This is a genomic window from Pseudomonas sp. P4_C3 (genome assembly GCF_056402075.1).
Genome location: NZ_JBFUIC010000009.1, coordinates 25,739 through 50,010, shown reverse-complemented (window position 1 = coordinate 50,010; position 24,272 = coordinate 25,739). Strand labels below are relative to the sequence as shown.

At 59.9% G+C, this 24,272-nt stretch carries 22 protein-coding genes; 10 read left to right on the top strand and 12 right to left on the bottom strand.

Annotation, left to right across the window (positions count from 1 at the left end):
* Window positions 1–7: 7 nt before the first annotated feature.
* From AC1DVH_RS03870 to metG, 6 genes are all read right to left on the bottom strand, one after another.
* The gene (locus AC1DVH_RS03870) at window positions 8–592 is read right to left on the bottom strand and encodes an Rnf-Nqr domain containing protein (RefSeq protein WP_477752696.1); all 585 of its coding nucleotides are present in this window, start codon (window positions 590–592) and stop codon (window positions 8–10) included.
* A complete protein-coding gene (locus tag AC1DVH_RS03865; RefSeq protein ID WP_477752695.1) occupies window positions 585–1,196 on the bottom strand; it encodes an RnfABCDGE type electron transport complex subunit G in 612 nt (203 codons plus the stop codon). The genes AC1DVH_RS03870 and AC1DVH_RS03865 overlap by 8 nt, the downstream gene beginning before the upstream one ends.
* Complete coding sequence (locus AC1DVH_RS03860) at window positions 1,193–2,179, bottom strand: RnfABCDGE type electron transport complex subunit D (protein WP_477752694.1); 987 nt, start codon at window positions 2,177–2,179, stop codon at window positions 1,193–1,195. Before AC1DVH_RS03860 ends, AC1DVH_RS03865 begins: the two co-directional genes overlap by 4 nt.
* Window positions 2,166–3,179, bottom strand: coding sequence for an electron transport complex subunit RsxB (gene rsxB, locus AC1DVH_RS03855; RefSeq protein ID WP_477752693.1), 1,014 nt, complete (start codon window positions 3,177–3,179; stop codon window positions 2,166–2,168). The genes AC1DVH_RS03860 and rsxB overlap by 14 nt, the downstream gene beginning before the upstream one ends.
* Window positions 3,176–3,745 carry an electron transport complex protein RnfA gene (locus AC1DVH_RS03850; RefSeq protein WP_477752692.1) on the bottom strand — a complete coding sequence of 190 codons (570 nt, stop codon included), beginning with the start codon at window positions 3,743–3,745 and terminating at the stop codon, window positions 3,176–3,178. The genes rsxB and AC1DVH_RS03850 overlap by 4 nt, the downstream gene beginning before the upstream one ends.
* A 126-nt stretch (window positions 3,746–3,871) precedes the next feature.
* On the bottom strand, window positions 3,872–5,923 hold the full coding sequence (metG, locus tag AC1DVH_RS03845; RefSeq protein ID WP_223459964.1) for a methionine--tRNA ligase: 2,052 nt from the start codon (window positions 5,921–5,923) through the stop codon (window positions 3,872–3,874).
* Window positions 5,924–6,168: 245 nt separating this feature from the next.
* On the opposite strand from metG, the gene apbC reads away from it, so the two are divergent.
* The gene (gene apbC / locus AC1DVH_RS03840; RefSeq protein ID WP_477752691.1) at window positions 6,169–7,263 is read left to right on the top strand and encodes an iron-sulfur cluster carrier protein ApbC; all 1,095 of its coding nucleotides are present in this window, start codon (window positions 6,169–6,171) and stop codon (window positions 7,261–7,263) included.
* A 102-nt stretch (window positions 7,264–7,365) separates the two neighbouring features.
* Here apbC and AC1DVH_RS03835 read toward each other — a convergent pair whose 3' ends face one another.
* Window positions 7,366–8,124, bottom strand: a complete 759-nt coding sequence (locus tag AC1DVH_RS03835) for an SDR family oxidoreductase (RefSeq protein WP_477752690.1) — start codon at window positions 8,122–8,124, stop codon at window positions 7,366–7,368.
* Between the two features lie 163 nt (window positions 8,125–8,287).
* On the opposite strand from AC1DVH_RS03835, the gene AC1DVH_RS03830 reads away from it, so the two are divergent.
* The 4 genes from AC1DVH_RS03830 to groL all read left to right on the top strand — a co-directional run bounded on the left by AC1DVH_RS03830 (window position 8,288) and on the right by groL (window position 11,800).
* Window positions 8,288–9,019 (top strand): HugZ family pyridoxamine 5'-phosphate oxidase, encoded by a 732-nt coding sequence (locus AC1DVH_RS03830; RefSeq protein WP_477752689.1) that lies wholly within the window; start codon window positions 8,288–8,290, stop codon window positions 9,017–9,019.
* Between the two features lie 66 nt (window positions 9,020–9,085).
* The gene (locus AC1DVH_RS03825; protein ID WP_477752688.1) at window positions 9,086–9,562 is read left to right on the top strand and encodes an FxsA family protein; all 477 of its coding nucleotides are present in this window, start codon (window positions 9,086–9,088) and stop codon (window positions 9,560–9,562) included.
* A 248-nt stretch (window positions 9,563–9,810) separates the two neighbouring features.
* On the top strand, window positions 9,811–10,104 hold the full coding sequence (locus AC1DVH_RS03820) for a co-chaperone GroES (RefSeq protein ID WP_047532658.1): 294 nt from the start codon (window positions 9,811–9,813) through the stop codon (window positions 10,102–10,104).
* Between the two features lie 49 nt (window positions 10,105–10,153).
* Window positions 10,154–11,800, top strand: coding sequence for a chaperonin GroEL (gene groL, locus AC1DVH_RS03815; protein WP_150728305.1), 1,647 nt, complete (start codon window positions 10,154–10,156; stop codon window positions 11,798–11,800).
* A 122-nt stretch (window positions 11,801–11,922) separates the two neighbouring features.
* On the opposite strand, the gene AC1DVH_RS03810 is transcribed toward groL, so the two are convergent.
* Window positions 11,923–12,666, bottom strand: coding sequence for a phosphatase PAP2 family protein (locus tag AC1DVH_RS03810; protein WP_477752687.1), 744 nt, complete (start codon window positions 12,664–12,666; stop codon window positions 11,923–11,925).
* Window positions 12,667–12,720: 54 nt separating this feature from the next.
* Window positions 12,721–14,670 (bottom strand): LTA synthase family protein, encoded by a 1,950-nt coding sequence (locus AC1DVH_RS03805; protein WP_477752686.1) that lies wholly within the window; start codon window positions 14,668–14,670, stop codon window positions 12,721–12,723.
* 202 nt (window positions 14,671–14,872) lie between these two features.
* Between AC1DVH_RS03805 and colR the strand changes: the two genes are divergently transcribed.
* The 5 genes from colR (at window position 14,873) to AC1DVH_RS03780 (ending at window position 18,591) form a co-directional block, all read left to right on the top strand.
* Window positions 14,873–15,556: a two-component system response regulator ColR gene (gene colR / locus AC1DVH_RS03800; protein WP_007985839.1), complete on the top strand. Its 684-nt coding sequence runs from the start codon at window positions 14,873–14,875 to the stop codon at window positions 15,554–15,556.
* The gene (locus AC1DVH_RS03795; protein ID WP_477752685.1) at window positions 15,546–16,820 is read left to right on the top strand and encodes a sensor histidine kinase; all 1,275 of its coding nucleotides are present in this window, start codon (window positions 15,546–15,548) and stop codon (window positions 16,818–16,820) included. The genes colR and AC1DVH_RS03795 overlap by 11 nt, the downstream gene beginning before the upstream one ends.
* Window positions 16,821–16,974: 154 nt before the next feature.
* Window positions 16,975–17,643, top strand: a complete 669-nt coding sequence (locus tag AC1DVH_RS03790) for a class I SAM-dependent methyltransferase (protein ID WP_477752704.1) — start codon at window positions 16,975–16,977, stop codon at window positions 17,641–17,643.
* Between the two features lie 4 nt (window positions 17,644–17,647).
* Window positions 17,648–18,361: a lipopolysaccharide kinase InaA family protein gene (locus AC1DVH_RS03785; RefSeq protein WP_477752684.1), complete on the top strand. Its 714-nt coding sequence runs from the start codon at window positions 17,648–17,650 to the stop codon at window positions 18,359–18,361.
* Window positions 18,362–18,363: 2 nt separating this feature from the next.
* Window positions 18,364–18,591: a hypothetical protein gene (locus tag AC1DVH_RS03780; protein ID WP_477752683.1), complete on the top strand. Its 228-nt coding sequence runs from the start codon at window positions 18,364–18,366 to the stop codon at window positions 18,589–18,591.
* 184 nt (window positions 18,592–18,775) lie between these two features.
* Here AC1DVH_RS03780 and AC1DVH_RS03775 read toward each other — a convergent pair whose 3' ends face one another.
* The 3 genes from AC1DVH_RS03775 to AC1DVH_RS03765 all read right to left on the bottom strand — a co-directional run bounded on the left by AC1DVH_RS03775 (window position 18,776) and on the right by AC1DVH_RS03765 (window position 24,262).
* A complete protein-coding gene (locus AC1DVH_RS03775; protein ID WP_477752682.1) occupies window positions 18,776–21,802 on the bottom strand; it encodes a multidrug efflux RND transporter permease subunit in 3,027 nt (1,008 codons plus the stop codon).
* Between the two features lie 13 nt (window positions 21,803–21,815).
* Window positions 21,816–22,964, bottom strand: coding sequence for an efflux RND transporter periplasmic adaptor subunit (locus AC1DVH_RS03770; protein WP_477752681.1), 1,149 nt, complete (start codon window positions 22,962–22,964; stop codon window positions 21,816–21,818).
* 197 nt (window positions 22,965–23,161) lie between these two features.
* A complete protein-coding gene (locus AC1DVH_RS03765; protein ID WP_477752680.1) occupies window positions 23,162–24,262 on the bottom strand; it encodes a DUF1513 domain-containing protein in 1,101 nt (366 codons plus the stop codon).
* Between the last annotated feature and the right edge of the window lie 10 nt (window positions 24,263–24,272).

The window sequence follows — 24,272 nt, the reverse complement described above, 5'->3', positions numbered from 1 at the left end:
AAGACGATCAATGTGTGGACTTGGGTCGCCAAGCCTGCCAGGCGGCGATCAGCAGTCCGAGCAGAATGAACCCGCCAGGGACCAATGTGGCCAGGCGCAGACCGCCATCCGCCATCAGCACCCAGCCTTGCCAGTCAGCTTGCGTTGTGCCGGTCAGCCACGACAAGTGGCTTCCAAGTGTCCCGTTGCCGATGAGTTCGCGCAGCAGGCCCAGCGCGATCATCAGAGTGGCAAACAGGCCATTGAGTCGCAGGCGTTGGCGCCAGCCGTTCTGAAAGAACCCGGTGTGCTCGAGTACGACGCATTGCAAGGCGATCAAGGCGCCATAAAACCCCAGATGCTGCTGCCACTGTAGCGACCAGGCCTGTGCCATGAGTTCCGCGCAACTGATGAGCGTGGCCGCCAACAGGATGCTGGCCAGCAAGCGGGTCGCCGGGACCAGTCGGGATCGCAGGGCGCCCATGGCCAGACTGAACAACTGGGTCACCACCATGAACATCAGGCACAGGCCAAGTGCGGCCATCAGCGACTCGGTAGCGCCGATCAGCGGCGTCAGCATCAAGGCGTTGCGCGGAGTCGATGAGTTATCCATGGGCAGGGTTTCCGAGCAGTTGTTGCCGGTGTTCATCGAAGTAGCGCAACGCATCGTGGACGGCATTGATCACCGCCCTTGAGGTGATAGTCGCACCAGCGATCTGATCGAACTGCCCCTGATCCTTTTTCAACGCCCAGCCACTGTCGCCCGGTTCTGTTCGAGACTTGCCGGAAAAAACCTGAAGCCAGGTATTGGGCCAGTCGGCGATCCGCGCACCCAGTCCTGGGGTTTCCGACTGTTTGAGGGTTTTGACGCCCAGCAACCTGCCATTGGCGTCGACAGCGATCAACAGGTCGATGGCACCAGCGTAGCCAAGGGTTTGACTGCGCAGCAATACCGCGACGGGTTGATCGGTTTTGGTCGCCAGATAACCCCCGAGCAAGGTGCTGTTGGCCAAGGCGGTTGCTTCGAGATTTATGGGGTGTTCGAGTGGTTGATTGTCGTAGCTGTCTGACGGGATCAGGTCCAGCAGATTACGGCTGTCGATCAGGCGCTGTTCGGCTGCAATGCGCGGCGCGCTGCCGAGCTGCACGAAGTACGTCACACCAAGGCCCAGTGCGGTCAAAAGCACCAGAAGCGCGATGCTTGACGTCCGGCTCATGGTGCCTCCGGCTGTTGTCTGGCCGCCACGAACCGCTCCAGTGCCGGCACGCACAGGTTCATCAACAGCACGGCAAAGGCGATGCCGTCCGGATAGCCGCCCCAGGTACGAATCAGATAAGTCAGCAGTCCGACGCCAGCGCCGAACAGCAGTCGCGCGCCAGGGCTTCTGGCGCCGGACACCGGTTCGGTGATGATGAAGAACGCCCCCAGCATGGTCGCGCCGCTCAGCAGATGAAACAGCGGTGAACCATGGGAGTCGGAGCCCGAACCGTTCCAGCACAGCAGGCTGATGACGAACAGGCTGGCCAGCATGCCGACTGGTGCATGCCAGCTGATCACCTTTCGTTGCAGGAGAAACATTCCACCCGCCACAAAGGCCAGGTTCAGCCATTCCACCCCTCGGCCGCCAAAGTGGCCGAATGCCGGGTTGCCGGCAAACAGTTCATCCATGGTCAGGCTTTTGTTGATCCGCAGACTGTCCAGTGCCGTGGCCTGCACCCATGCATCCGGCGTTTGGCCGACACCGAACACTTGCTGCAGGCCACTCAGCAGATCCATGCCATGGGACGATGGCCAATGGGTCATTGGTTGGGGAAAGGTCACCAGCACCAGAGCAAAACCGAGCATCGCCGGGTTGAAGGGATTCGAGCCGACGCCGCCATACAAGTGCTTGCCAAACACCATGGCAAAAGCGGCAGCACTGAGGGGCAGCCACCATGGGCAGTAAGGTGGTAGCGCCAAAGTCAGCAAGGTGGCACTGACCAACGCGCTACCGTCACTCAGGGTTGGTCGCAGCGGCCGCTTGCGCCATTGCACGACGGCGGCCTCGACGGCCAGCGCAGCAGCGGCCGCCAGAACCAGGTTGATCAACACGCCCCAGCCGTATAGCCAGAACGCCACCAGCATTCCCGGCAGCGTGGCCAACAGCACCAGTTTCATCGCCTGTTGCAGGCGATCATCAATCGCTTCAAGGGCTGGCATGGGCGTCCACCTGGCGTTCGGCTTCGCCGAGTGCGCGCTCCAGGGCTTCGATTTGCTCCGCCGGTGCTTCACTGGCCTGAGCCTTCTTGAGTTCGGCGCGGCGCATGGCCAACTGGATCTTGGCCCGTTTCAGATCGGCGTCATTTGACGACACCGCTGCGACCGTCGGCGCAGGGGCTGGTGGGGCGATGCTTTCCAGTTGCGCCAGGTTTTGTTCGGCGGCTTCGAACTGCTGTTGCAGGACGATCAACTGCGATTGCTGTTCGAAGGTCGGTGGATGCCCGAAGGCCTTCAGCGATTTGTGCAGTTGCGCCCGACTCATCGCCACATCGATTTTCGCCTTTTTCAGCGCGGCATCGGCATTGGCAGCTTTCTGTGCGCGGACACGTTCGAGAGCAGCCTGCACCGGATCGACTGCCGCTTCGGCAGGTTGCGCGGCTCGCTGCCTTGCCTGGCGTTCGGCGATTTTCTGTTGTTCTTCGCGCTGCAAGCGCGCGTTGCGTTGTTCGAAGCGGCGCCGTGCGTGATCGCGCTTGAGGGTGCGGGCCTGCCGCGCTTGCGGTGTGAGGGCCAGGCCCCCGACAACGGGCAGTACCGTGTCCGGCGGCAGCGGGCGCATTTCGATGCAGTCCACCGGGCACGGTGCCACGCAAAGATCGCAACCGGTGCACTCATCGATGATCACCGTGTGCATCAGTTTGGCCGCACCGACAATGGCATCGACCGGACAGGCCTGAATGCACTTGGTGCAACCAATACACTCGGCTTCGCGGATATAGGCGATCTGCGCAGGTGCCGAGCCGCGAGTGATGTCCAGTTCCAGCAGCGGCACCTTCAGCAACTCGGCCAGGGCCGCGATGGTTTCGTTGCCACCGGGCGGACACTTGTTGATCGGCTCACCGCTGGCGATGCCTTCGGCGTACGGCTTGCACCCGGGGTGGCCGCATTTGCCGCATTGGGTTTGCGGCAAGAGTGCGTCGATGAGTTGAATCAGACTCATGTTTTGATCAGTCCGCTGAATCCGAGAAAAGCCACAGCGATCAGGCCGGCACCAATCAGGTCGATCGGCAAGCCGCGAAAGGGCAGGGGAACATCGTTGTCGGCCGTGCGTTCACGCAAATCAGCGAACAGGCTCAACACCAGCCAGAAACCCAGCCCTGCACCGAGGCTCAAGGCTGTGGCGTGAAAGAAACCCTTGTCTTGCTGAGCATTGAGCAAGGCTACGCCGAGCACGCCGGCATTGCCCAGCAGCAACGGCCAGAGGCCTTCAAACGGCAGTGTCGAAAACAACCGCGCCAGCAACTTCAGCAACGGGCTGATCAGCAGCACGCTCAATGGCAGAAACACAAACAGACGCAGCGGCGTCAATTGCAGCGGCACCAGCAGCCAGTGATAGAGCGCGTAGCCGAGCATGCCCACGACCAGCATCAGGCACGTCRTCGCAATGCCCAAGGCATGGACCTGACGGCGCTGGCTGCCCAACAGCGGATCGACGCCCAGCGGCCAGTGCAACACAAGGTTGTTGATCAAGGCGGCGCTGATGAGCGTAAGCAGTGTTTCGGTCATGATCGTCCATATCCGATGCTGGATAACTCCTACGAGATGAAGCCAGACCTGAAAGACAGTATGGGCCAGACGTGAAAATCCCACAGTCGCGCCAGGCACGACTGTGGGATCGGTTTTGCGCAGGCCTTACTTGATGCGCTGACCAGGCTTGGCGCCGCTGTCAGGGCTGAGCAGGTAGATTTCTTCGCCACCAGGGCCGGCGGCCATCACCATGCCTTCGGAGATGCCGAACTTCATTTTCCGTGGCTTGAGGTTGGCGATCATCATGGTCAGGCGACCATTGAGCTTGGACGGGTCCGGGTAAGCGCTCTTGATCCCGGAGAACACGTTGCGTTGCTCGTCACCGATGTCGAGGGTCAGGCGCAACAGCTTGTCGGCGCCTTCCACGTGTTCGGCCTTGACGATCAGAGCGACTCGCAGGTCGACGGCGGCAAAGGTGTCGAACTCGATTTCCGGCGACAGCGGATCCTTGGCCAGTTCGCCATTGCCGGCAGGTGCGGCTGCGCCGGTGTCGGTCTGGCTGGCGGTCAGGTCTTCCTTCGAGGCGTCGGTCATGGCTTGTACCTTGACCGGGTCAATGCGGGTCATCAGCGGCTTGAACTCGTTCAACTGGTGATTGCTGAGCAAGGTCGCGTGGTCGTTCCAGGTCAGCGGCGCGACGTTGAGGAACGCCTCGGCGTCGGCGGCCAGCAGCGGCAGTACAGGCTTGAGGAAGATCACCAGTTGGCGGAACAGGTTGACGCCGGTGGCGCAGATGGCCTGGACTTCATCCTGCTTGCCTTCCTGTTTGTTCAGCGACCACGGTGCCTTGTCGGCGATCCAGGCGTTGGCGCGGTCGGCCAGGCCCATGATCTCGCGCATGGCGCGGGCGAAGTCGCGGGCTTCATAGGCGTCGGCGATGCTCGGCGCGGCGGCCAGGAAGGCTTCGGTCAGTTCAGGCGCGGCGTTGGTGTCGACCATCACGCCGGCATTGCCCTTGTTGATGAAACCGGCGCAACGGCTGGCGATGTTGACGACCTTGCCCACCAGGTCGGAGTTGACCTTCTGCACGAAGTCCTCGAGGTTCAGGTCGAGGTCGTCTACGCCACGGCCCAGCTTGGCCGCGTAGTAGTAGCGCAGGTATTCCGGCGACAGGTGATCAAGGTAAGTGCGGGCCTTGATGAAGGTGCCACGGGACTTGGACATTTTCTGGCCGTTGACGGTCAGGTAGCCGTGCACGTTGATCCCGGTCGGCTTGCGGTAGCCCGCGCCTTCGAGCATGGCTGGCCAGAACAGGGCGTGGAAGTTGACGATGTCCTTGCCGATGAAATGGTACAGCTCGGCGGTGGAGTCCTTGCCCCAGAACGCATCGAAGTCCAGCTCCGGCGTACGGTTGCACAGGTTCTTGAAGCTGGCCATGTAGCCGATCGGCGCATCCAGCCACACGTAGAAGTATTTGCCCGGCTCGTCGGGGATTTCAAAACCAAAGTACGGCGCATCGCGGGAGATGTCCCACTGTTGCAGGCCGGCGTCCAGCCATTCGGCGATCTTGTTGGCCACGGCGTCCTGCAGGGTGCCGCTGCGGGTCCAGGTTTGCAGCATGGCCTGGAAGTCTGGCAGCTTGAAGAAGAAGTGCTGGGAATCCTTGAGTACCGGGGTGGCGCCGGAGATTGCCGACTTCGGATCCTTCAGGTCGGTTGGCGCGTAAGTCGCGCCGCATTTTTCGCAGTTGTCGCCGTACTGGTCTTCGGTGCCGCATTTCGGGCAGGTGCCCTTGATGAAGCGGTCGGCCAGGAACATTTTCTTTTCCGGGTCGAAGTACTGGGTGATCGAGCGCGTGGCGATGTGCCCGGCGTCACGCAGCTTCAGGTAGATCTGGCTCGACAGCTCACGGTTTTCTTCGGCGTGAGTGGAGTGGAAGTTATCGAAATCCACCAGAAAGTCGGCAAAGTCGGCGCTGTGTTCAGCCTGGACGTTGGCGATCAGTTGTTCCGGGGTGATGCCTTCCTTTTCCGCGCGCAGCATGATCGCCGAACCGTGGGCGTCGTCGGCGCAGACATAGATGCATTGATTGCCGCGGTGCTTCTGGAAGCGCACCCACATATCGGTCTGGATGTATTCCAGCATATGGCCGAGGTGAATCGAACCATTGGCATAGGGCAGGGCGCTGGTGACGAGGATCTTGCGTGGCTCGGACATGGGGCTCGGCTACTTGATGAAACGGAGGTCGGCCACTATAAAGCGCTGGCGCATATTTTTCACCTTGTGAGCCTGTTTCATTGGATGTGCGGACAGAAAAGATCGCAGCCTGCGGCAGCTCCTACAGGGAATCGGCGTACATCTGTAGGAGCTGCCGCAGGCTGCGATCTTTTGAGCATCCCGCCAAACGATCAGAACAGGTACGATACCCGTTATCTTTTCCAGTCCTGTTTTCGGAGTTGCCCATGAGCGCCGTCAATCGCGCAGCGGTGGAAGCCGTCCTTCGCCAATACACCGACCCATACCTGAACCAGGACCCGGTCAGCGCCGGGTGCGTGCGCAACATCGAGATCCAGGGTGACCGCGTTAGCGTTCAGCTTGAATTGGGATACGCCGCCGGCCTGTTCAAGAGTGGTTGGGCACAAATGCTGGAAATGGCTATTCAGGGGCTGGATGGCGTAGCCAGTGCCAAGGTCGACATCACCAGCGTGATTGCCGCACACAAGGCTCAGGCACAGATTCCGGGCCTGGCCAACGTCAAGAACGTGGTGGCTGTCGCGTCCGGCAAGGGCGGCGTGGGTAAATCCACCACCGCGGCCAACCTTGCGTTGGCACTGGCCCGCGAAGGCGCCAAGGTCGGGATTCTCGACGCGGACATCTACGGTCCGAGCCAAGGCATCATGTTCGGCATCCCTGAGCGCACCCGTCCAGAGGTCAAGGACCAGAAGTGGTTCGTGCCGCTCAAGTCCCATGGTGTCGAGGTCATGTCCATGGCCTTCCTCACCGATGACAACACACCGATGGTCTGGCGTGGTCCGATGGTCTCCGGCGCCTTGCTGCAATTGGTGACGCAGACTGCGTGGGGCGACCTGGACTACCTGGTCATCGACATGCCGCCAGGCACCGGTGACATCCAGCTGACCCTGGCGCAGAAAGTGCCTGTGGCCGGTGCGGTCATCGTTACCACTCCGCAGGACCTGGCATTGCTGGACGCGCGCAAGGGCGTGGAAATGTTCCGCAAGGTCAACATTCCGGTGCTGGGCGTGGTGGAAAACATGGCCGTGCACATCTGCTCCAATTGCGGACATGCCGAGCATCTGTTCGGTGAGGGCGGTGGCGTGAAACTGGCCAACCAGTATGGCGTCGAACTGCTGGCCTCGTTGCCGCTGTCGATGGTCATCCGCGAGCAGGCCGATGGCGGCAAGCCAACGGTGATCGCCGAGCCTGACAGCCAGATCGCCATGGTCTACCAGGAACTGGCTCGCCATGTCGGTGCACGGATCGTATTGCAGGAAGCGTTGACACCGGCGATGCCGAACATCAGCGTCAGCGACGATTGATCCCGGTCGCCTGTTAAAAGATCGCAGCCTGCGGCAGCTCCTACAGGGTGAACATCAATTCCATGTAGGAGCTGCCGCAGGCTGCGATCTTTTGATCTTGCTTTAGATCCGCAACCCACCATCCATCTCCAGAATCCGACCGGTGTAATAGTCGTTCTCGAAGATGTAAGCCGCCGAATGGGCGATTTCCTCAGGTTTGCCCATACGCTTGAGCGGAATACCGGTGGTCATTTTCTCCAGCGCTTCAGGTTTCATCCCCAGAGTCATTTCGGTTTCGATGAAGCCCGGTGCAATGCCGGCGACGCGAATGCCGTAGCGCGCCAGTTCCCTGGCCCAGGTCACGGTCGCCGCCGCAACACCGGCCTTGGCCGCCGAGTAGTTGGTCTGGCCGACGTTGCCGGCGCGGGAAATCGACGAGATATTGATGATCGCGCCGCTGTTGTTCAGCTCGACCATCTTCGCCGCGACTTCACGGGTGCACAGGAACACGCCGGTCAGGTTGACGTCGATGACCGCCTGCCACTGGGCCAGGCTCATCTTGGTCATTTCGCCATCCTTGACCTTGAGCAACAGACCGTCGCGCAGGATCCCTGCGTTGTTGATCAAGCCATGGATCGCGCCGAAGTCTTCAGCGACCTGGGCGACCATGTGGGTCACTTGCTCTTCGTTGGCCACGTTGCACAGGTAGGCGCGGGCCTCGACACCTTGGGCCTTGCAGGCCGCGACGGCGTCGTCGAGTTTTTCCTGGTTCAGGTCCACCAGCGCGAGTCTCGCGCCAAGGCCTGCGAAATACTCGGCCATGGAGCGGCCTAAACCCTGGCAACCGCCCGTGATAATGATTACTTTGTCAGTGAGTTGCATTCGCATGCCCCCGGTAGCAGGTCTGAGTGTTTCCTTGTAGAGAGCCTCTCGATCTGCGCCTGACGTGGCCCGGCTGCACATGAGAACTGTCCCGATGGCGTGCTGGGACTTTCACCAGCAGCTCGTCCGTTTTTGTGACGGATTCTATTTAAGGAGTCATAAATTGAGCGTTGAAGCGGCTAAGCATGCACGAGAATTGCTCCTCAAGGAATACCGTGGGGTGCTCTCGACGCACTCCAAATCGATGCCCGGTTTTCCGTTCGGCTCCGTGGTTCCGTACTGCCTGGACGAGCTGGGCCGGCCGCTGATCCTGATCAGCCGCATCGCCCAGCACACTCATAATCTGCAGAAAGATCCGAAGTGCTCGCTCTTTGTCGGCGAACGTGGCGCCGAAGATGTCCAGGCCGTTGGTCGACTGACTTACCTGGCTGAGGCGCAGCAGCTCGAAGACGAAACCGCCATCGAAGCCGCCTCCGAGCGTTACTACCGCTACTTCCCGGAGTCGCAGGGTTATCACCAGGCCCACGATTTCGATTTCTGGGTGCTCAAGCCTGTACGCCACCGTTACATCGGCGGTTTTGGCGCCATTCATTGGGTCAACGACCTGACCCTGGCCAACCCGTTCGCCGGCAAGGCCGAAGTGAGCATGGTCGAGCACATGAACGCCGACCACGCCAAGGCCATTGCCCATTACGTCGAGCTGGCCGGACTGCCGAAAAACGTACCGGCGCAAATGGCCGGTATCGACAGCGAAGGCATGCATCTGCGCATTGGCCAGAGCCTGTACTGGTTGCCGTTTCAAGCGCCTTGTAATACGCCGACACAAGTCCGCGAAGCCTTGGTTTCTCTGGCCCACGCCGAGCATTGGCCGAAAAATGAAGTGGCCGATGCTTGAATTCACGAAACGGCGACGTCATCTAAGGTGAACTGGCAAGGCATTCTTGCGTTGAGGAATCATTTGATGCGCCCTTTTTTGTTGCTCTTTCTGCTGTTCCCGGTGTTAGAGCTGTTCGTATTCGTCAAGGTGGCAGGGTCGATCGGGTTTTTCCCGGCCCTGCTGCTGATCATTCTCGGCTCGATGTTCGGTGTGTTCGTGCTGCGCGTCGCCGGCCTGGCCACGGCCCTGCGTGCCCGTGAGAGCCTGAACCGCGGCGAGCTGCCGGCCCAGACCATGCTCGAAGGCCTGATGCTGGCATTGGCCGGCGGCCTGTTGATTCTTCCCGGTTTCATCAGCGATGTGATCGGCCTGTTCATGCTGCTGCCGTTCAGTCGTCGCCTGCTGGCGGGTAAAATGCGCCAGCGCGCCGAAGAGCAGGCCATGCGTCAGCGAGCGTTCGCCGATGACCTCCAGACCCGTGGCGGCCCGGCACCTCGCGAGCCGCTGGGCCGCGAGCCCAACGTGATCGAAGGCGAGTTCGAACACCGCGATACCAAGTAATGCGCACATCGACACGGCACCTTCGGGTGCCGTGTTCGTTTGTGGGGCAGCGAACTGAAATTTTTTCGATCCTCGCCCTTGTAATAAGCTTATGCGCCCTTATGTAACGGTCACCGCAAGGTTTCTGGCGAACACGCCAGACAGACTTCCGCGGTTCGCTTGACGAACCGCACCCGGCACCGCCGGACTTTGTTAAACCCGCCGGGACTACACCGGCCGATGAAAACCACAATTAGGAGAGATCGACAATGAAGCTTCGTCCTCTGCATGACCGCGTCGTCATCCGTCGCAGCGAAGAAGAAAAGAAAACCGCTGGCGGTATCGTCCTGCCAGGTTCGGCTGCTGAAAAAGCCAACAGCGGCGAAATCCTCGCTGTAGGCACCGGCCGCGTACTGGACAACGGTGAAGTGCGCGCACTGGCCGTGAAAGTGGGCGATAAGGTTGTGTTCGGTCCTTACTCCGGCAGCAACACTGTGAAAGTCGACGGCGAAGACCTGCTGGTAATGAGCGAGAACGAAATCCTCGCTGTTATCGAAGGCTGATACCCCCGTTCATTTTCCGCTACTACAAAGTATTTAAGGAATATCGATCATGGCTGCTAAAGAAGTTCTGTTTGGCGATTCCGCCCGCAAGAAAATGCTCAAAGGCGTCAACGTCCTGGCTGACGCAGTAAAAGCGACCCTGGGCCCGAAAGGCCGTAACGTGATCATCGAGAAGAGCTTCGGCGCTCCGACCATCACCAAGGACGGCGTTTCCGTCGCCAAAGAAATCGAACTGGAAGACCGTTTCGAAAACATGGGCGCGCAGCTGGTCAAAGACGTTGCCTCCCGTGCCAACGATGACGCTGGTGACGGTACTACCACCGCTACCGTTCTGGCTCAGTCGATCGTCAACGAAGGCCTGAAAGCCGTCGCTGCCGGCATGAACCCGATGGATCTGAAGCGCGGCATCGACAAGGCGACCATCGCCATCGTCAAAGAGCTGAAAAACCTGTCCAAGCCATGCGCTGACACCAAGGCCATCGCTCAGGTTGGCACCATCTCGGCCAACTCCGACAACTCCATCGGCGACATCATTGCCGAAGCCATGGAAAAAGTCGGTAAAGAAGGCGTGATCACCGTTGAAGAAGGCACTGGCCTGGAAAACGAACTGTCGGTTGTAGAAGGCATGCAGTTCGACCGTGGCTACCTGTCCCCGTACTTCGTCAACAAGCCGGAAACCATGGTTGCCGAGCTGGACAACCCGCTGGTTCTGCTGGTCGACAAAAAGATCTCGAACATCCGCGAAATGCTGCCAGTGCTGGAAGCCGTTGCCAAAGCCGGCCGTCCGCTGCTGATCGTTTCCGAAGACGTTGAAGGCGAAGCCCTGGCGACTCTGGTCGTGAACAACATGCGTGGCATCGTTAAAGTCGCAGCCGTCAAGGCTCCAGGCTTCGGCGACCGCCGCAAGGCCATGCTGCAGGACATCGCCGTTCTGACCGGCGGTACCGTTATCTCCGAAGAGATCGGCCTGAGCCTGGAAGCAGCCACCCTGGAAAACCTGGGCAGCGCCAAGCGCGTGACCATCTCCAAGGAAAACACCATCATCGTTGACGGTGCTGGCGTAGCAGGCGACATCGAGTCCCGCATTGCTCAGATCCGTGCTCAGGTTGCCGAAACTTCCTCGGACTACGACCGTGAAAAACTGCAAGAGCGTCTGGCCAAGCTGTCCGGCGGCGTTGCAGTGATCAAGGTTGGCGCTGGTTCCGAAGTAGAAATGAAAGAGAAAAAAGCCCGCGTTGAAGACGCCCTGCACGCAACCCGTGCAGCCGTTGAAGAAGGCGTGGTACCTGGCGGTGGCGTTGCGCTGATCCGCGCTCTGGAAGCAATCCTCGACCTGAAAGGCGACAACGCCGACCAGGACGTGGGTATCGCCGTACTGCGTCGTGCCATCGAAGCACCGCTGCGTCAGATCGCTGCCAACAGCGGTGACGAGCCGAGCGTTGTGGTCAACGAAGTCAAGAACGGCAAAGGTAACTTCGGTTACAACGCTGCGACTGGCGAATACGGCGACATGATCGAAATGGGTATCCTGGATCCGACCAAGGTCACCCGTTCCGCGTTGCAAGCTGCATCGTCGATCGGCGGTCTGATCCTGACCACCGAAGCCGCGGTAGCTGATGCACCGAAGAAAGACGGCGGTGCTGGTGGCGGTATGCCAGACATGGGCGGCATGGGTGGCATGGGCGGCATGATGTAAGCCAGCCTTACCCCTGTACGAAAAAACCCCGCCTGCGAAAGCAGGCGGGGTTTTTTATCGCCCGGATTTCAGTGGTCACATCGATCCAATGTGGGAGCGAGCTTGCTCGCGATAGCGTCAGGTCAGGCGCTGACCGGTTCAGCCTTTGTCTCGTGCTCAGTCTTGAGTGCAGGCCGATACAGAACGTAGTAATACGACCCCAGACAAATCAGCCAGCAGAACACTGCCGTCCACACGTTGTGCGAGAAGAAGTGCGCGCCCTGCATCATCCGCCCGATGGAAAACACCGAGCCGAGGGCGAAGGCGAAGACAAACGCTGCGCGAGCCATGCGCGGGCGACGGTCACGCAATACGAAAAACAGGGCAAACAGGGTGAAACCGGTGGCCGCATGGCCGCCGGGCCAGCAACGTCCCGGTTTTTCGGTGTGCGGGCGAGGGCTCAGCAATTCGCTGTACGTCTCGTGACCGCCGAATTGCTCAAGGCTCCAGGGGCATTGCACCGCGGTCACCGCTTTCATGGGCGTGACAAAGGAAGTCGCCAGGCCCAGGGACAGCACCAGACAACCCAGTTCGCGCTTGTACGGCTTGAGTTTGGCCATGAAGAACGAAGCGATGTAGCCGAGGATGGCGAACACCGAAAATGCAATGACGACCTGCTTGGCGCGGGTATGCAGGATGTTTTCCAGGAAGTAACTGTGCCGTCCGATGAAGTCACCCGCGACCGGGTCGTAGAACAGCTTGGCAAGGTCCATGTCCAGTGAGGTCAGTTCGAGCAACACCAGAATGATCGCCGCAACGGCGGGAACCCCCAGGCACACCCAGAAGTTGAGTGGGCGAGGGGCAGGGCGGACAGCGGTTGATGACATGGTGGATCCTGAACAAAGGAAAAAGCCCCGGGGCATCAGCCCGGGGCGATTCGGTTAACGTTCGCCGACTTGACCGGCACCCTCCTTGGGCGCCTTCCAGCCAAGCAGCTGTTGCTTGAAGCCATAACTGGCGGTTTGGTAATAGGTGATGGCGCGGGTAATCAGCGGGTCATCGGCGGTCGACCGGGACTCGCGGCTTTCGGTCAGTGCGTCATCGTGACGACGCAATCCCTGGCGTGGGCTCAAAATTGCCAGGTCCTTGCCGTCAAACAACCCCAGGTGCTGGTAGTTACCAACCACCACGCGTGGCGGCAGCGGGTTGTCCTGCAACAGGTTACGGCCAAAGAACGTCGATTCATAATCCAGATTGAGCAAGCCCAGCAGCGTTGGCGCCAGATCGATCTGGCTGGCCAGCTGTGCCGTTTCCCGAGCTTCGATCAACTTGGGCGCGTAGATGAACAGCGGAATCTGATAGTTGGCGATAGGCAAGTCTTCCTTACCGGCGCTGCCTGCGGTGTGGTCGGCGACAAAGACGAAGATTGTATTGTCAAACCAGGGTTTTTGACGCGCCTGATCGAGAAACTGACCGATGGCGTAGTCGGTGTATTTCACCGCGCCGTCACGGCCGTTGCCGGACTTGATGTCGATCCGGTTGTCCGGATAGGTGTAAGGGCGATGGTTGGACGTCGTCATCAGCTGCAGCAGGAATGGCTGCTGCCTGGCATAGTCGGCATCGGCCAGTTTCAGGGTCTGGTTGTAGAGATCCTCGTCTGCCATGCCCCAGGCATTCTTGAAGTGAATCTCCGACTCCTCGACGCTGCTCTGGTCTACAACGCGATAACCATTGCCACTGAAGAACGCATTCATGTTGTCGAAGTAACCGCGGCCGCCGTAAACAAACACGCTGTCGTAGCCCACGGCATTGAGTTGCTGGCCAAGGCTGGCAAAGCCGCTTTCACGACCCACGCGCTTGACGATCGAGCGACCCGGTGTCGGCGGAATCGCCAGGGTGATGGCTTCCAGGCCTCGGTCGGTGCGGGTGCCGGTGGCGTAGAAGTTATTGAAATACAGGCTCTGCTTGCGCAAGGCATCAAGGTAGGGGGTCAGGTTACGGGTGTCACCGTTGCTGCCCATGTACTTGGCGCTGAAGCTTTCAATGGTGACCAGTACGATGTTGGGCTTGCGCGGTGTGCCCGGGTTATCGATTTGCCGACGGATGTCCTGCGGGTCCTGGCCAACGAAGCGGGCATTGGGTTCTGCCAGTTCGGCGCGAATCTGCTGGGCAACGACTGCCTCCGGCAGCGTTTTGTAGAACTGCGGGTAGTCCAGTTCGTTGTTACGGAACGCGGCGAAGAACTGGTAGGGACCATTGCTCGCCAGTTCGTTCTGATAGGCATTGCCGCCCTGGGCGCGCGGGGCATCCTGGCTGAGCAACTGCATGCTCAGGCCGGCGACGATCAACAAACCGAGAGCATTCAGTAAGCGGCCGCGTAGGGGCGGCAATGGCGCATCAAGTGCGGCGTTGAAGAATTTGCGCAATGCAAGACTCAGGACCACGGCCAGCACGGCGAGAATGCTCAGCAGCGTGCCGATCGGGTATGACTCCAGCAGGTTGTTCAGTACTTCGTCGGAATACACCAGGTAGTCGACGGCGATGAAGTTGAAGCGCACGCCGAATTCATCCCAGAACAGCCACTCGGCCACCGAGGTGAACAGCATCGCGAACAGACTGACGGTCAGCAGACCCTGAAGAAACCAGCGATGGCCACGAGTGCGCCACAAGGCCGGCGGACACAGCAACAGGTAGAGGCCCATGGGCAGCGCTGCGTAAGCGATAAAACCCATGTCGTAAAGCAGGCCGATACCAAACACCGACAGGAAGCCGCTACCGGCCTCATTCAGATGAGTGAGGAGCAGGACTGTTCGAGTCAGAAAAAAAATTGCCAGCCAGGAGCCGGTCACCAGCAGCAAAAAGCGCATGGGTGCCGTCTTCAAATAGTCCATTTTCTATATTCCTTATTATCAATCGCGTGACAGTCTTCACCGCCCGCTGTAGGGAGCGTGTGAATCGATAGTGAAAAACTCGTCAATCATACCTGTTGGTTGAGTGAATTGATCCATGCACAGCCTTCCCCTAGCCGTGGGCCACACTTGGCCTTAAGCTGCGCGGGCCATGACGGCCGTTACTGTGGACGGAGAGATACCCATGCGAATTCTATTGGTTGAAGACAACCGCGATATCCTGGCCAACCTGGCCGATTACCTGGGGCTCAAAGGCTATACCGTGGATTGCGCGCAGGACGGTCTGTCGGGTCTGCATCTGGCGGCCACCGAGCATTACGATTTGATCGTGCTCGATATCATGCTACCCGGCATTGATGGCTACACCCTGTGCAAGCGCCTGCGCGAAGATGCCCGCCGCGAAACGCCGGTGATCATGCTCACGGCCCGCGATCAACTGGATGACCGCCTGCAAGGCTTCAAGTCCGGCGCCGATGACTACCTGATCAAACCGTTCGCCCTGTCTGAGCTGGCGGCGCGTATCGAAGCGGTCATGCGCCGTACCCAGGGCGGCGGACGGCGGACCTTGCAGGTCGGCGACCTGAGCTATGACCTCGACACCCTGGAAGTCACTCGCGAAGGCCGGTTGCTGAAACTCAACCCGGTCGGCCTGAAGCTGCTGGCCGTGTTGATGCAGAAAAGCCCGCATGTATTGCGCCGTGAAATTCTTGAAGAAGCCCTGTGGGGCGACGACTGCCCGGACAGCGACAGCCTGCGCAGCCATGTCCACCAACTGCGCCAGGTGATCGACAAACCGTTCGCCAAGCCATTGCTGCAAACCGTGCACGGTGTGGGGTATCGCTTGGCCGAGGGGCGTGATGGAGTTTAAGCAGAGCCTTTCTCAACGAATCATCATTGCCTTTGCGCTGATGAGCGCACTGGTGGCGGGTGCCTTTGCCATGGGCATTGTGGCGACCGTGCACCTGGTGGAAGAAAAACTGATTTCGGCAGGTCTGGGTGGCGATTTGCAGCGCCTGTTGCTGATGGACAGTGTCACGGACTGGCGCCATCGTCCCGAACCGGACCAATTGTTCTACTTCAGCAGCGGGCCAGGCGATTTCAGATTGCCCAAGGATTTGCGGCACCTGGAGCCGGGTTTCCATGAAGTGTTCCGTGAAAACCTGTCGTACCACGCCATGGTCGAAATCGTCGACGGCCGACGTTACGTGCTGTTGCAGGACCAGAGCGACTTCGAAGAGCGTGAGCGGGTGCTGTTTGCCGTGGCGCTGGTGGGTTTCGTACTGAGCCTGGTGCTGGCGGTGTTTCTCGGCTGGGTCCTGGCACGCAAGGTCATGGCGCCGGTGGTACGGTTGGCCCGCCAGGTACGCCATCGTGATCAACTGCTGGGTTTGGCTCCTCCGTTGGCTCCGGACTATGCCGCTGACGAAGTGGGCGAACTGGCCGTGGCCTTCGACGCCACCCTCGGGCGCTTGCGTCAGGCCTTGACCCGCGAGCGGTTGTTCACCAGCGACGTCAGCCACGAATTGCGTACGCCCCTGATGATATTGGCCAGTTCCTGCGAGTTGTTGCTGGAAAACCCCGGTATCGATCAGCGCGGTCGCGCTCAGGTCGAGCGCATTGCCCGAGCGTGTGAAGAAATGCGTGAGCTGGTGCAAACCTTCCTGATGCTGGCACGTGCCCAACGCGAAGACGCCAGCATGTCGCCGCAACAGTCTCTTAGCCAGGTGGCCGAAGGCCTGCTCGGTCTGTGGCGTGAACCTATCGAAAGCAAAGGGTTGGAGCTGATCTTCGAACCGGGCAACCCCGAGGCCAAGGGCTACAATGCGACGTTCTTGCACGCGGTGATGGGTAACTTGCTGCGCAATGCCTTGCATTACACCGAGCAGGGCTTCATCCGCCTGACCCTGACGGGTACGGGCTTTCTGGTCGAAGACAGTGGCGTGGGCATTCCCGAGGAAAAACGCGAGGCGATGTTCGAACCCTTCGTCCGGGGCACTGAAAAGCGTGGGGAAGGCTTGGGCCTGGGGCTTTCACTGGTGCAGCGGATCTGTGAAAACCAGGGCTGGAGCGTCAGCCTGACAACCATGGAGCCCAATGGCTGCCGTTTTCAGGTGGAGTTGTCGCGAATTTGAACAGTTGAGTCGGGCGTCCAGTAAACCCTATCAATTCTGTAAAGCTCTGTAATACTTCCAGGTTTCCCATTACGAACTTTTCACAAATGGATCACCTGTCAACGACACCACGAAACCTAAGGTGGTTGCTATCAGAAGTTCAGGAGCCCTGATGATGGACGGCCCGATCAAGCTCGATTTCTCCGAAAAGTACGACGATCAACACGCGCAACGTTATCTGCACAAACACCAGGAAGGTCTCGGCCGTCGATTGTCCCATTGGCGTGACGAACAACTGGCGCGCAAGGCGCTGGCCCTGGTTGGCGAGCCTGGCCTGGTTCTCGATTTGCCGTGTGGTGCAGGGCGTTTCTGGCCCTTGCTGGCGGAAAAATCCAACCGCGTGATCATCGGTGCCGATAACTCGCAGTCCATGCTGAAGATCGCAACCCAGGCGCAACCTGCCGACGTGGTGAAACGGGTACAACCCTTGCACACGTCTGCATTCGACATCGCCTTGCCGGACAACGCCGTCGACAGCATTTTTTGCATGCGCTTGCTCCACCACATCGGTGAAGCCGAGCATCGCATGGCTATCTTGCGCGAATTCGAGCGAGTTTCCCGTGACAGCGTGATCCTTTCGCTATGGGTCGATGGCAACTTCAAGGCCTGGAAACGCAAGCGTTCGGAGAAAACCCGTGGGCAGGAAGGTTACCAAAACCGGTTTGTGTTACCGGCCGCTACCGTAGAAAAGGAATTTGAGCAGGCGGGATTCCGCATCCAGGAACAACTGGACTTTTTGCCGCTCTATGCGATGTGGCGAGTTTACGTATTACGCAAGAGGTAACAGGATGGCAGTGCAGTGTGCAGCAGAAACGGAAGTCGCTCCCCAGGACCGCTTCGATTACTTTTGGAATCAGCGCGGTGAATGGGTGGAGGAACCCAACGTCCGTCGCGGCGGGGAAAGCGGCGTTCAACGCCTGATGGGCAGTGATGGTCAGCTGCTCTACGTCAAGCGCCAGACCGGGCATATCCATCGTAGCTGGCAGCACCCCTTCGGGCGGCCTACGGTACTGCGCGAGCATGCTGCGCTCATCGGTGTGACCGCGCTTGGTGTACGGGTTCCGGAAATCGTTTTCTGCGGCGCACAGCGCGACCCTGTGCACAAGTGGCGTGCCTTGCTGCTCACCAAGTCGCTGGACGGCTTCGAGGAAATCGATCGCTGGTACGCCGGTGGCGGTCGCGAGCGTCATGGTGAAGCCATAAACGACCGAGTGCTCAAGGACCTGGCTGAAAACCTGGCTCGCATGCACAAGGGCCGCTGGCAGCACGGTTGCCTTTACGACAAGCACGTATTCGTTCGCGTGACCGGTGAGGGCGAGACGGCCAAGGTCGAAGTGGCCCTGATCGATCTGGAGAAATGCCGACGGCGTTTGACCGCCAATCGTGCAGCTGTCCATGACTTGAAGCAGTTGCGTCGCCACTCGTCGTTCAGCGCGGCAGACTGGAAAAAGCTGGTCTATTTTTATGAGACGGCGTTTGGCAGCGCCATCAAGGGTTTATAGCGATGAAACTCGAAATTGCACGAGGTTTGTTTCTGGTAGGAGCCTTGGCAGTTGCATCAATCGCGATGGCAACCTGGGAGCAACCGCGCCCCCGGGTTCTCAGCTCGATAAGCGCAGAAGAACATTGTCCATTGCCACGGGTTGCAAAGGCATCCGTGGCCACTCGACCCGATCATGATCTGTTGTTGTTCATGTTCGGACTTTCTCAAGGATTGAGGCCGCAAAATTGAACCGATTGAAGCCCAAATGAAAGGCCTCGCTGATGCGAGGCCTTTTTTTTGCGTGCAGTGTAGGAGCGAGCTTGCTCGCGATGGTCGTTAACGATAGCGCGTATTTACTGGCCAAACGCGGCGCTCTTGAGTCCATCGTCGGAACGCCGCCCGGAGCAAGCTCGCTCCTACAAGTTCATCTGTGTCAGGGTTGATCGGGTTTGGCCAGCAACGTGTAGATGCAGGGCAACACAAACAGGGTGAACAACGTGCCGATCGACATGCCCGTCGCGATGACCGTGCCGATGTCGAACCGGCTGACTGCGCCAGCACCGGTGGCGATGATCAATGGCACCATGCCGAACACCATCGCCGCGGTGGTCATCAAGACCGGTCGCAGCCGGATGGCCGCCGCTTCCTCTACCGCTTCCCGTGCCGTCAGGCCCTTGTCCTTGCGTAGCTGGTTGGCGAACTGGACGATCAGAATGCCGTGCTTGCTGATCAGCCCGATCAACGTCACCAACCCGACCTGGGTGTAGATGTTCATGCTCGACCAACCCAGGAACAGCGGAATCAATGCGCCGCAGATGGACAGGGGCACGGTGACCAGGATCACCAGCGGGTCGCGGAAGCTTTCGAACTGGGCCGCCAGCACCAGGAAAATGATCGCCAGTGCCAAGGCAAAGGTGACCCATAGGGCACTGCCTTCCTGAACGTACTGCCTCGATGCTCCGGCGTAGTCGAAGGCAAAGCCGGCGGGTGCCTCTTCCCGGGCGATCTGGCGCACGAGGTCGATGGCTTCCCCCATGCTCACCAGCGGTACTCCGGACAGGATGGCCGAGTTGAGTTGCTGGAACTGGTTCAGTTGTCGCGGTCGAGCACGGTCGGTGATGGTGATCAGGGTCGACAATGCCAACAGCTCGCCCTTGGTGTTTTTCACGTAGTAATTGTTCAGCCAGTCCGGATTGTCACGGAACGGCCGTTCGACCTGGGCAATGACTTTGTAGCTGCGACCTTCAATGGTGAAACGGTTGATCTCGGCTTCACCCAGCAGGGTCGCCAGGGTTCCCCCCAGATCCTGCATGGAAACCCCCATCTGCGCGGCCTTGGCGCGGTCGATATCCACCACCACTTCCGGCTTGTCGAAGGCCAGGTCAACGTGGACAAACGCAAACTTGCCGGATTCCTTCGCCCGTTTTTTTACCCGGTCGGCCACCTGCAGCAGCAACTCGTAATCGTTGGCGGAGTTGATGACGAACTGGAACGGCACACCTTCGCCGGTGCCCGGCAGGGACGGCAGGTTGAAGCCGAAAATCTGCAACCCCGTGATCTTTTCCAGTTTGGCCTGCACCTTGGGCAGGATCGCCATTTGCGTGCGACTGCGCTCGTTCCACGGCTTGAGCAGGAAACCGCCGATGCCCGATTGCACGCCGTTGAAACCGTTGATCTGGAAGGACGAGTAGTACTCCGGAAACGCCTTGAAGATCGAGATGAACTCGTCGGTGTAGGTGTTCAGGTAGTCGAGGTTGGTCGGTTGCGGGGCGTTGGCTATCATGAAAATGATGCCCTGGTCCTCATCCGGCGCCAGTTCCGATTTGGTGAATTTGAGAAAGACCGGAATCAGGCACAACACGATCACGGCGAACACCAGCACCACCGGCCGGGTGTTTAGGGTGCCGTGAAGCAGGCTCTGGTAGCGGCGCTTGAGTCTTTCGAAAATCATGTCCAGGCGATGGGCCAGGCCACTGGGGTTCTCGTCGTGGCGCAGCAGAAACGCACACATCATCGGCGACAGGGTCAGGGCGACGATACCGGAAATCACCACCGCGCCGGCCAGGGTCAGGGCGAACTCCTTGAACAACGCCCCGGTCAGGCCGGTCAGGAAGCCGATCGGTGCATATACCGCGGCCAGGGTGATGGTCATCGAGACCACCGGCATGGCGATTTCCCGGGCGCCTTCAATGGCGGCGTCGAGCGGTGTCTTGCCTTCCTCGATGTGGCGATGAATGTTTTCCACCACCACGATGGCGTCGTCCACCACCAGGCCGATGGCCAATACCATTGCCAGCAGGGTGAGCAGGTTGATGGAGTACCCCATCATCTGCATGAAGAACATGACGCCGATCATCGACAGCGGGATGGTCACCACCGGGATCACCACCGAACGCAGGGCGCCGAGGAACAGGAACACCACCACGATCACGATCAGCACCGCTTCGAACAGGGTTTTCACCACTTCGTCGATCGAGGCCTGGATGAACAGGGTGGCGTCGTAGGCGATCTCACCCTTGAGGTTCGGCGGTAGCTGGGCCTCCAGGTCTGGCATGATCTTGCGCACTTCCTTGATCACTTCCAGCGGGTTGGCACCGGGCGTCGCCTTGATGCCGATGTACACCGAAGGGGTGCCACCGAACGAGCTGATGGTGTCGTAGTTTTCCGCACCCATTTCCACACGCGCCACATCGCGCAGCAACACACGGCTGTCGCCATCGACCTTGAGCGCAATCGCCCCGAAGGCTTCGGCGGACTTGAGTTCGGTATTGGCGTTGATGCTGGTGACCACGTATTCGCCTTTCACCTCGCCGGCGGCCGAGAGGAAGTTGTACTGGCGCACCGCGTTGGTCACATCGCTGGCACTGAGGCCGAAACCAGAGAGCTTCATCGGGTCCAGCCAGAGGCGCATGGCAAAGACCTGGTTGCCGAGGATCTCAGCTTCGGCCATGCCGGGCAAGGTCGCCAGTTTCGGCTGGATCACCCGCGACAGGTAATCGGTAATCTGCGGGTTGCTCAATTCCTTGCTGAAAAAGCTCATGTACATCAGCACTGACGCATCGGCAGATTGTTTGCTCAGCACCGGGTCTTCAGCGTCCTGGGGCAGCTGGCTCTTGACCTCGTTGGCCTTGGCCAGCAGTTCGGTAAACAGACGGTCGCTGTTGGAGCCGACGCGCGCGTAGATCGAGATCACCGAAAAGTTCTGGCGACTCACCGAGGTCATGTAGTCGATGCCCTCGGCGCTGGCCAGGCTTTGCTGCATCGGTTGGGTGATGTAGCCCTGGATGGTCTCGGCGTTGGCCCCGGGGTAGGCGGTGGTCACCGTGATCAGGGCGTTTTCCATTTGCGGATACTGGCGCAGGGGCAGCTTGCCCCAGGCCTGGAAGCCCAGCAGCACAATCAGCAGGCTGACCACGGTTGCGAGAACCGGGCGGCGGATGAACGGATCGGTAAAAGCCATGGGGATTCCTTGATCAGTCCGCGCGTGGCGGGCTGTTCCGCTCGGCCAGCGTCTTGTCGTCGCTGATGGCAATGTGTGCGCCGTTGTCCAGTTTGAGCTGGCCGGCGGTCACCACTTTCTCGCCGCTCTGCACGCCTTTGGTGATCATCACTTGCCCATCGCGGCGTTCGCCGGTTTCGACAAAACGCCGTTCGGCGATCAGCACCGGCTGGCCCTTGTCGTCCTTTTCCGGGCTGCCATCTTCGGCCTTCTTTGGTACGGCCACATACACCGAGTTGCCGTAGAGCGTGTAGGTAATCGCGCTTTCCGGTACCACGATGCGCGGTTGCGGGTCGGGCAGGAGCACCTGGAGGCTGGCGAACATGCCTGGCATCAACTTGCCATCGGGGTTGGCCAGGGCGGCGCGGACCTGCACGTTACGGGTGCTGTTCTCGACTTTGGGGTTGATTGCACTGATGGTGCCGGGGTACTCCTGGGTCGGATACGCCGCGACAATGACCTGCACGGGCTGGCCGAGAGCAATCTTCGGCACCGACTGCTCGGGCACGAAAAAGTCGACATACAGGCTACTGAGGTCTTGCAGGGTGGCGATCATGGTGCCGCTGGCAAGATAGTCGCCAACGTCTACCTGACGAATGCCGATGGTGCCGCTGAAGGGCGCGACGATGCTTTTTTTGCCGAGCGCAGCCTTGAGTTGATTGACCGTGGCCTTGCTCTTTTTCAGCACCGCCGAAAGCCGGTCGAACTCGCCTTTGGAAATCGCCTGGCTGCCGACCAGTTGGCTACCGCGACCGTAATCGAGCTGTGCCAGCCCGAGGTCGGCCAGAGCAGTTTCCAGCAGGGCACTTTCCACGGCGCTGTCGAGGCGCAGGAGTGGTTGACCGGCCTTGACCTTTTGCCCTGACTCGAACTGCAAATCGATGACGGTGCCATCGGTCTCCAGGCTCAGGTCCACGCCTTGCAATGCCTTGAGCGTGCCAACGCTAGGCAGGCGGGCTTGCCATGGGCGCTCGGTGGCGGTGGCCACGGCAACGCTGATGGCCGGTCTGGGCGCAGAGTAGCCTTGAACCATCGTGTAGATCGAGAAGGCTTTGTACGCGGCCAAGACCAGCACAATCAGTAGAACGACACCCAACATGATCAGCATGCGGCGACGCAGCATATCCAGTTCCTTGGAGAGAATCAGGTGAGACAGCGGGGCACATTACCGGGAGTGTAGAGGGTAATCCAACTGCCGTTTTTACATGTTGTGAGGTATTAGAGGGGTGAAAGCCTGAAAAGATTCGCCGCCTTGGGCCGCGCCTGCGGGATGTTCGTCATCTCGCAGGYGCGGCCCAAGGCGGCGATCTTTTCAATGATTTACGCCATCAGATGCAGATGGTTGTCCCAGAGCCCGGCGGGTAGCTCCAGCGGTTTTGCAACAAGGTTTGTCTGGCGACAGTCGTAGTAGCGGCAGCGACCCTGACCCGAGGTCACGACAAAACCATCGGCCACGGCGCCGACCCCGGCGCAATCGGGCAGAGGCGCATCCAGGCGTACTTCACCGCTGTCCAGGTCCCAGATGAAAAAGCGGTTGCCCCGCGGCGCAGTCAACGCCACCAGGCGCAAGTCGCTGTGTACCGCGACGCTGGCGGTGTAGTGCCCCATGGCCTGTAACTGGTGCTCGGGCACCGGGAACGCGACGAAGGGCTGACCGGGCCGCTTGATCGCCAGCAACTCCGACGACTCGTGGGCCGCGCCCATGAACTGCTGGCTGGCGACGATGGTGCCGTCGCTGGCGATGGCCAGATGGCGCACGCTGTTCATCTGCTGGGCGAGGGTTTCCTTGCTCAGCAGGGTGCCGTCACGTTGCATCAGGACCAGGCTCGGTTCCATAGCGTTGAGGTTCATCTCCACCCGGCTTTCGGCCTCGGTGCGAATCCCGCCGTTGGCCACCACCAGGGTTTCGCCATCGGGCATCCACGACACCTGATGGGGACCGAGGCCGTGGGTGGAAATCTCACCGCTGTGCACCAGCCGTTCACCCTCGAATTTGTACACGCCGAGCAGGCCGCGACCCGGATCGCTGGTGTCGTTTTCGGTGGCGTACAGCCAGTCACCGCTGTGGTGAATGACCGCGTGTCCGTAGAAGTGCCGGTTTGGCCGTGACACCACGGTTTGCAGGAGCACGCCGTCGCGCAGGTCGATCAGGTAGCTCTCGGTGCCCGGACGGCGAGCGACGAACAGTGCAATCGGCAGTGTCGGGTGGTTGACGATGTCGTGGCAACGCTGGCCGACCCGGGTGGCGAACACCTGGGTGCCATCCAGGCGATAACCGACGGCGTAATGCCGGCCATCGGTATCGTCCCGTGCCGACAGCAACAACGGACTCTGGTCCTTTTGCTTGAACAGCTTCCAGCCGCCCAGCGTCACCGCACCCAGCAACAAACTACCTAAGGTCAGAACCTGGCGTCGCAGCATGGAACTTGCC

Bases quoted from the DNA above. Each gene is read 5' to 3' on its own strand.
- AC1DVH_RS03765 (WP_477752680.1), bottom strand. From the start codon at position 24,262: ATGCTGCGACGCCAGGTTCTGACCTTAGGTAGTTTGTTGCTGGGTGCG.
- AC1DVH_RS03780 (WP_477752683.1), top strand. From the start codon at position 18,364: ATGAAACTCGAAATTGCACGAGGTTTGTTTCTGGTAGGAGCCTTGGCA.
- AC1DVH_RS03825 (WP_477752688.1), top strand. From the start codon at position 9,086: ATGCGCCCTTTTTTGTTGCTCTTTCTGCTGTTCCCGGTGTTAGAGCTG.
- AC1DVH_RS03770 (WP_477752681.1), bottom strand. From the start codon at position 22,964: ATGCTGCGTCGCCGCATGCTGATCATGTTGGGTGTCGTTCTACTGATT.
- AC1DVH_RS03870 (WP_477752696.1), bottom strand. From the start codon at position 592: ATGGATAACTCATCGACTCCGCGCAACGCCTTGATGCTGACGCCGCTG.
- AC1DVH_RS03790 (WP_477752704.1), top strand. From the start codon at position 16,975: ATGGACGGCCCGATCAAGCTCGATTTCTCCGAAAAGTACGACGATCAA.
- apbC (WP_477752691.1), top strand. From the start codon at position 6,169: ATGAGCGCCGTCAATCGCGCAGCGGTGGAAGCCGTCCTTCGCCAATAC.
- AC1DVH_RS03785 (WP_477752684.1), top strand. From the start codon at position 17,648: ATGGCAGTGCAGTGTGCAGCAGAAACGGAAGTCGCTCCCCAGGACCGC.
- rsxB (WP_477752693.1), bottom strand. From the start codon at position 3,179: ATGAGTCTGATTCAACTCATCGACGCACTCTTGCCGCAAACCCAATGC.
- metG (WP_223459964.1), bottom strand. From the start codon at position 5,923: ATGTCCGAGCCACGCAAGATCCTCGTCACCAGCGCCCTGCCCTATGCC.
- AC1DVH_RS03795 (WP_477752685.1), top strand. From the start codon at position 15,546: ATGGAGTTTAAGCAGAGCCTTTCTCAACGAATCATCATTGCCTTTGCG.
- AC1DVH_RS03805 (WP_477752686.1), bottom strand. From the start codon at position 14,670: ATGGACTATTTGAAGACGGCACCCATGCGCTTTTTGCTGCTGGTGACC.
- AC1DVH_RS03775 (WP_477752682.1), bottom strand. From the start codon at position 21,802: ATGGCTTTTACCGATCCGTTCATCCGCCGCCCGGTTCTCGCAACCGTG.
- groL (WP_150728305.1), top strand. From the start codon at position 10,154: ATGGCTGCTAAAGAAGTTCTGTTTGGCGATTCCGCCCGCAAGAAAATG.
- AC1DVH_RS03835 (WP_477752690.1), bottom strand. From the start codon at position 8,124: ATGCAACTCACTGACAAAGTAATCATTATCACGGGCGGTTGCCAGGGT.
- AC1DVH_RS03810 (WP_477752687.1), bottom strand. From the start codon at position 12,666: ATGTCATCAACCGCTGTCCGCCCTGCCCCTCGCCCACTCAACTTCTGG.
- AC1DVH_RS03860 (WP_477752694.1), bottom strand. From the start codon at position 2,179: ATGCCAGCCCTTGAAGCGATTGATGATCGCCTGCAACAGGCGATGAAA.
- colR (WP_007985839.1), top strand. From the start codon at position 14,873: ATGCGAATTCTATTGGTTGAAGACAACCGCGATATCCTGGCCAACCTG.
- AC1DVH_RS03865 (WP_477752695.1), bottom strand. From the start codon at position 1,196: ATGAGCCGGACGTCAAGCATCGCGCTTCTGGTGCTTTTGACCGCACTG.
- AC1DVH_RS03820 (WP_047532658.1), top strand. From the start codon at position 9,811: ATGAAGCTTCGTCCTCTGCATGACCGCGTCGTCATCCGTCGCAGCGAA.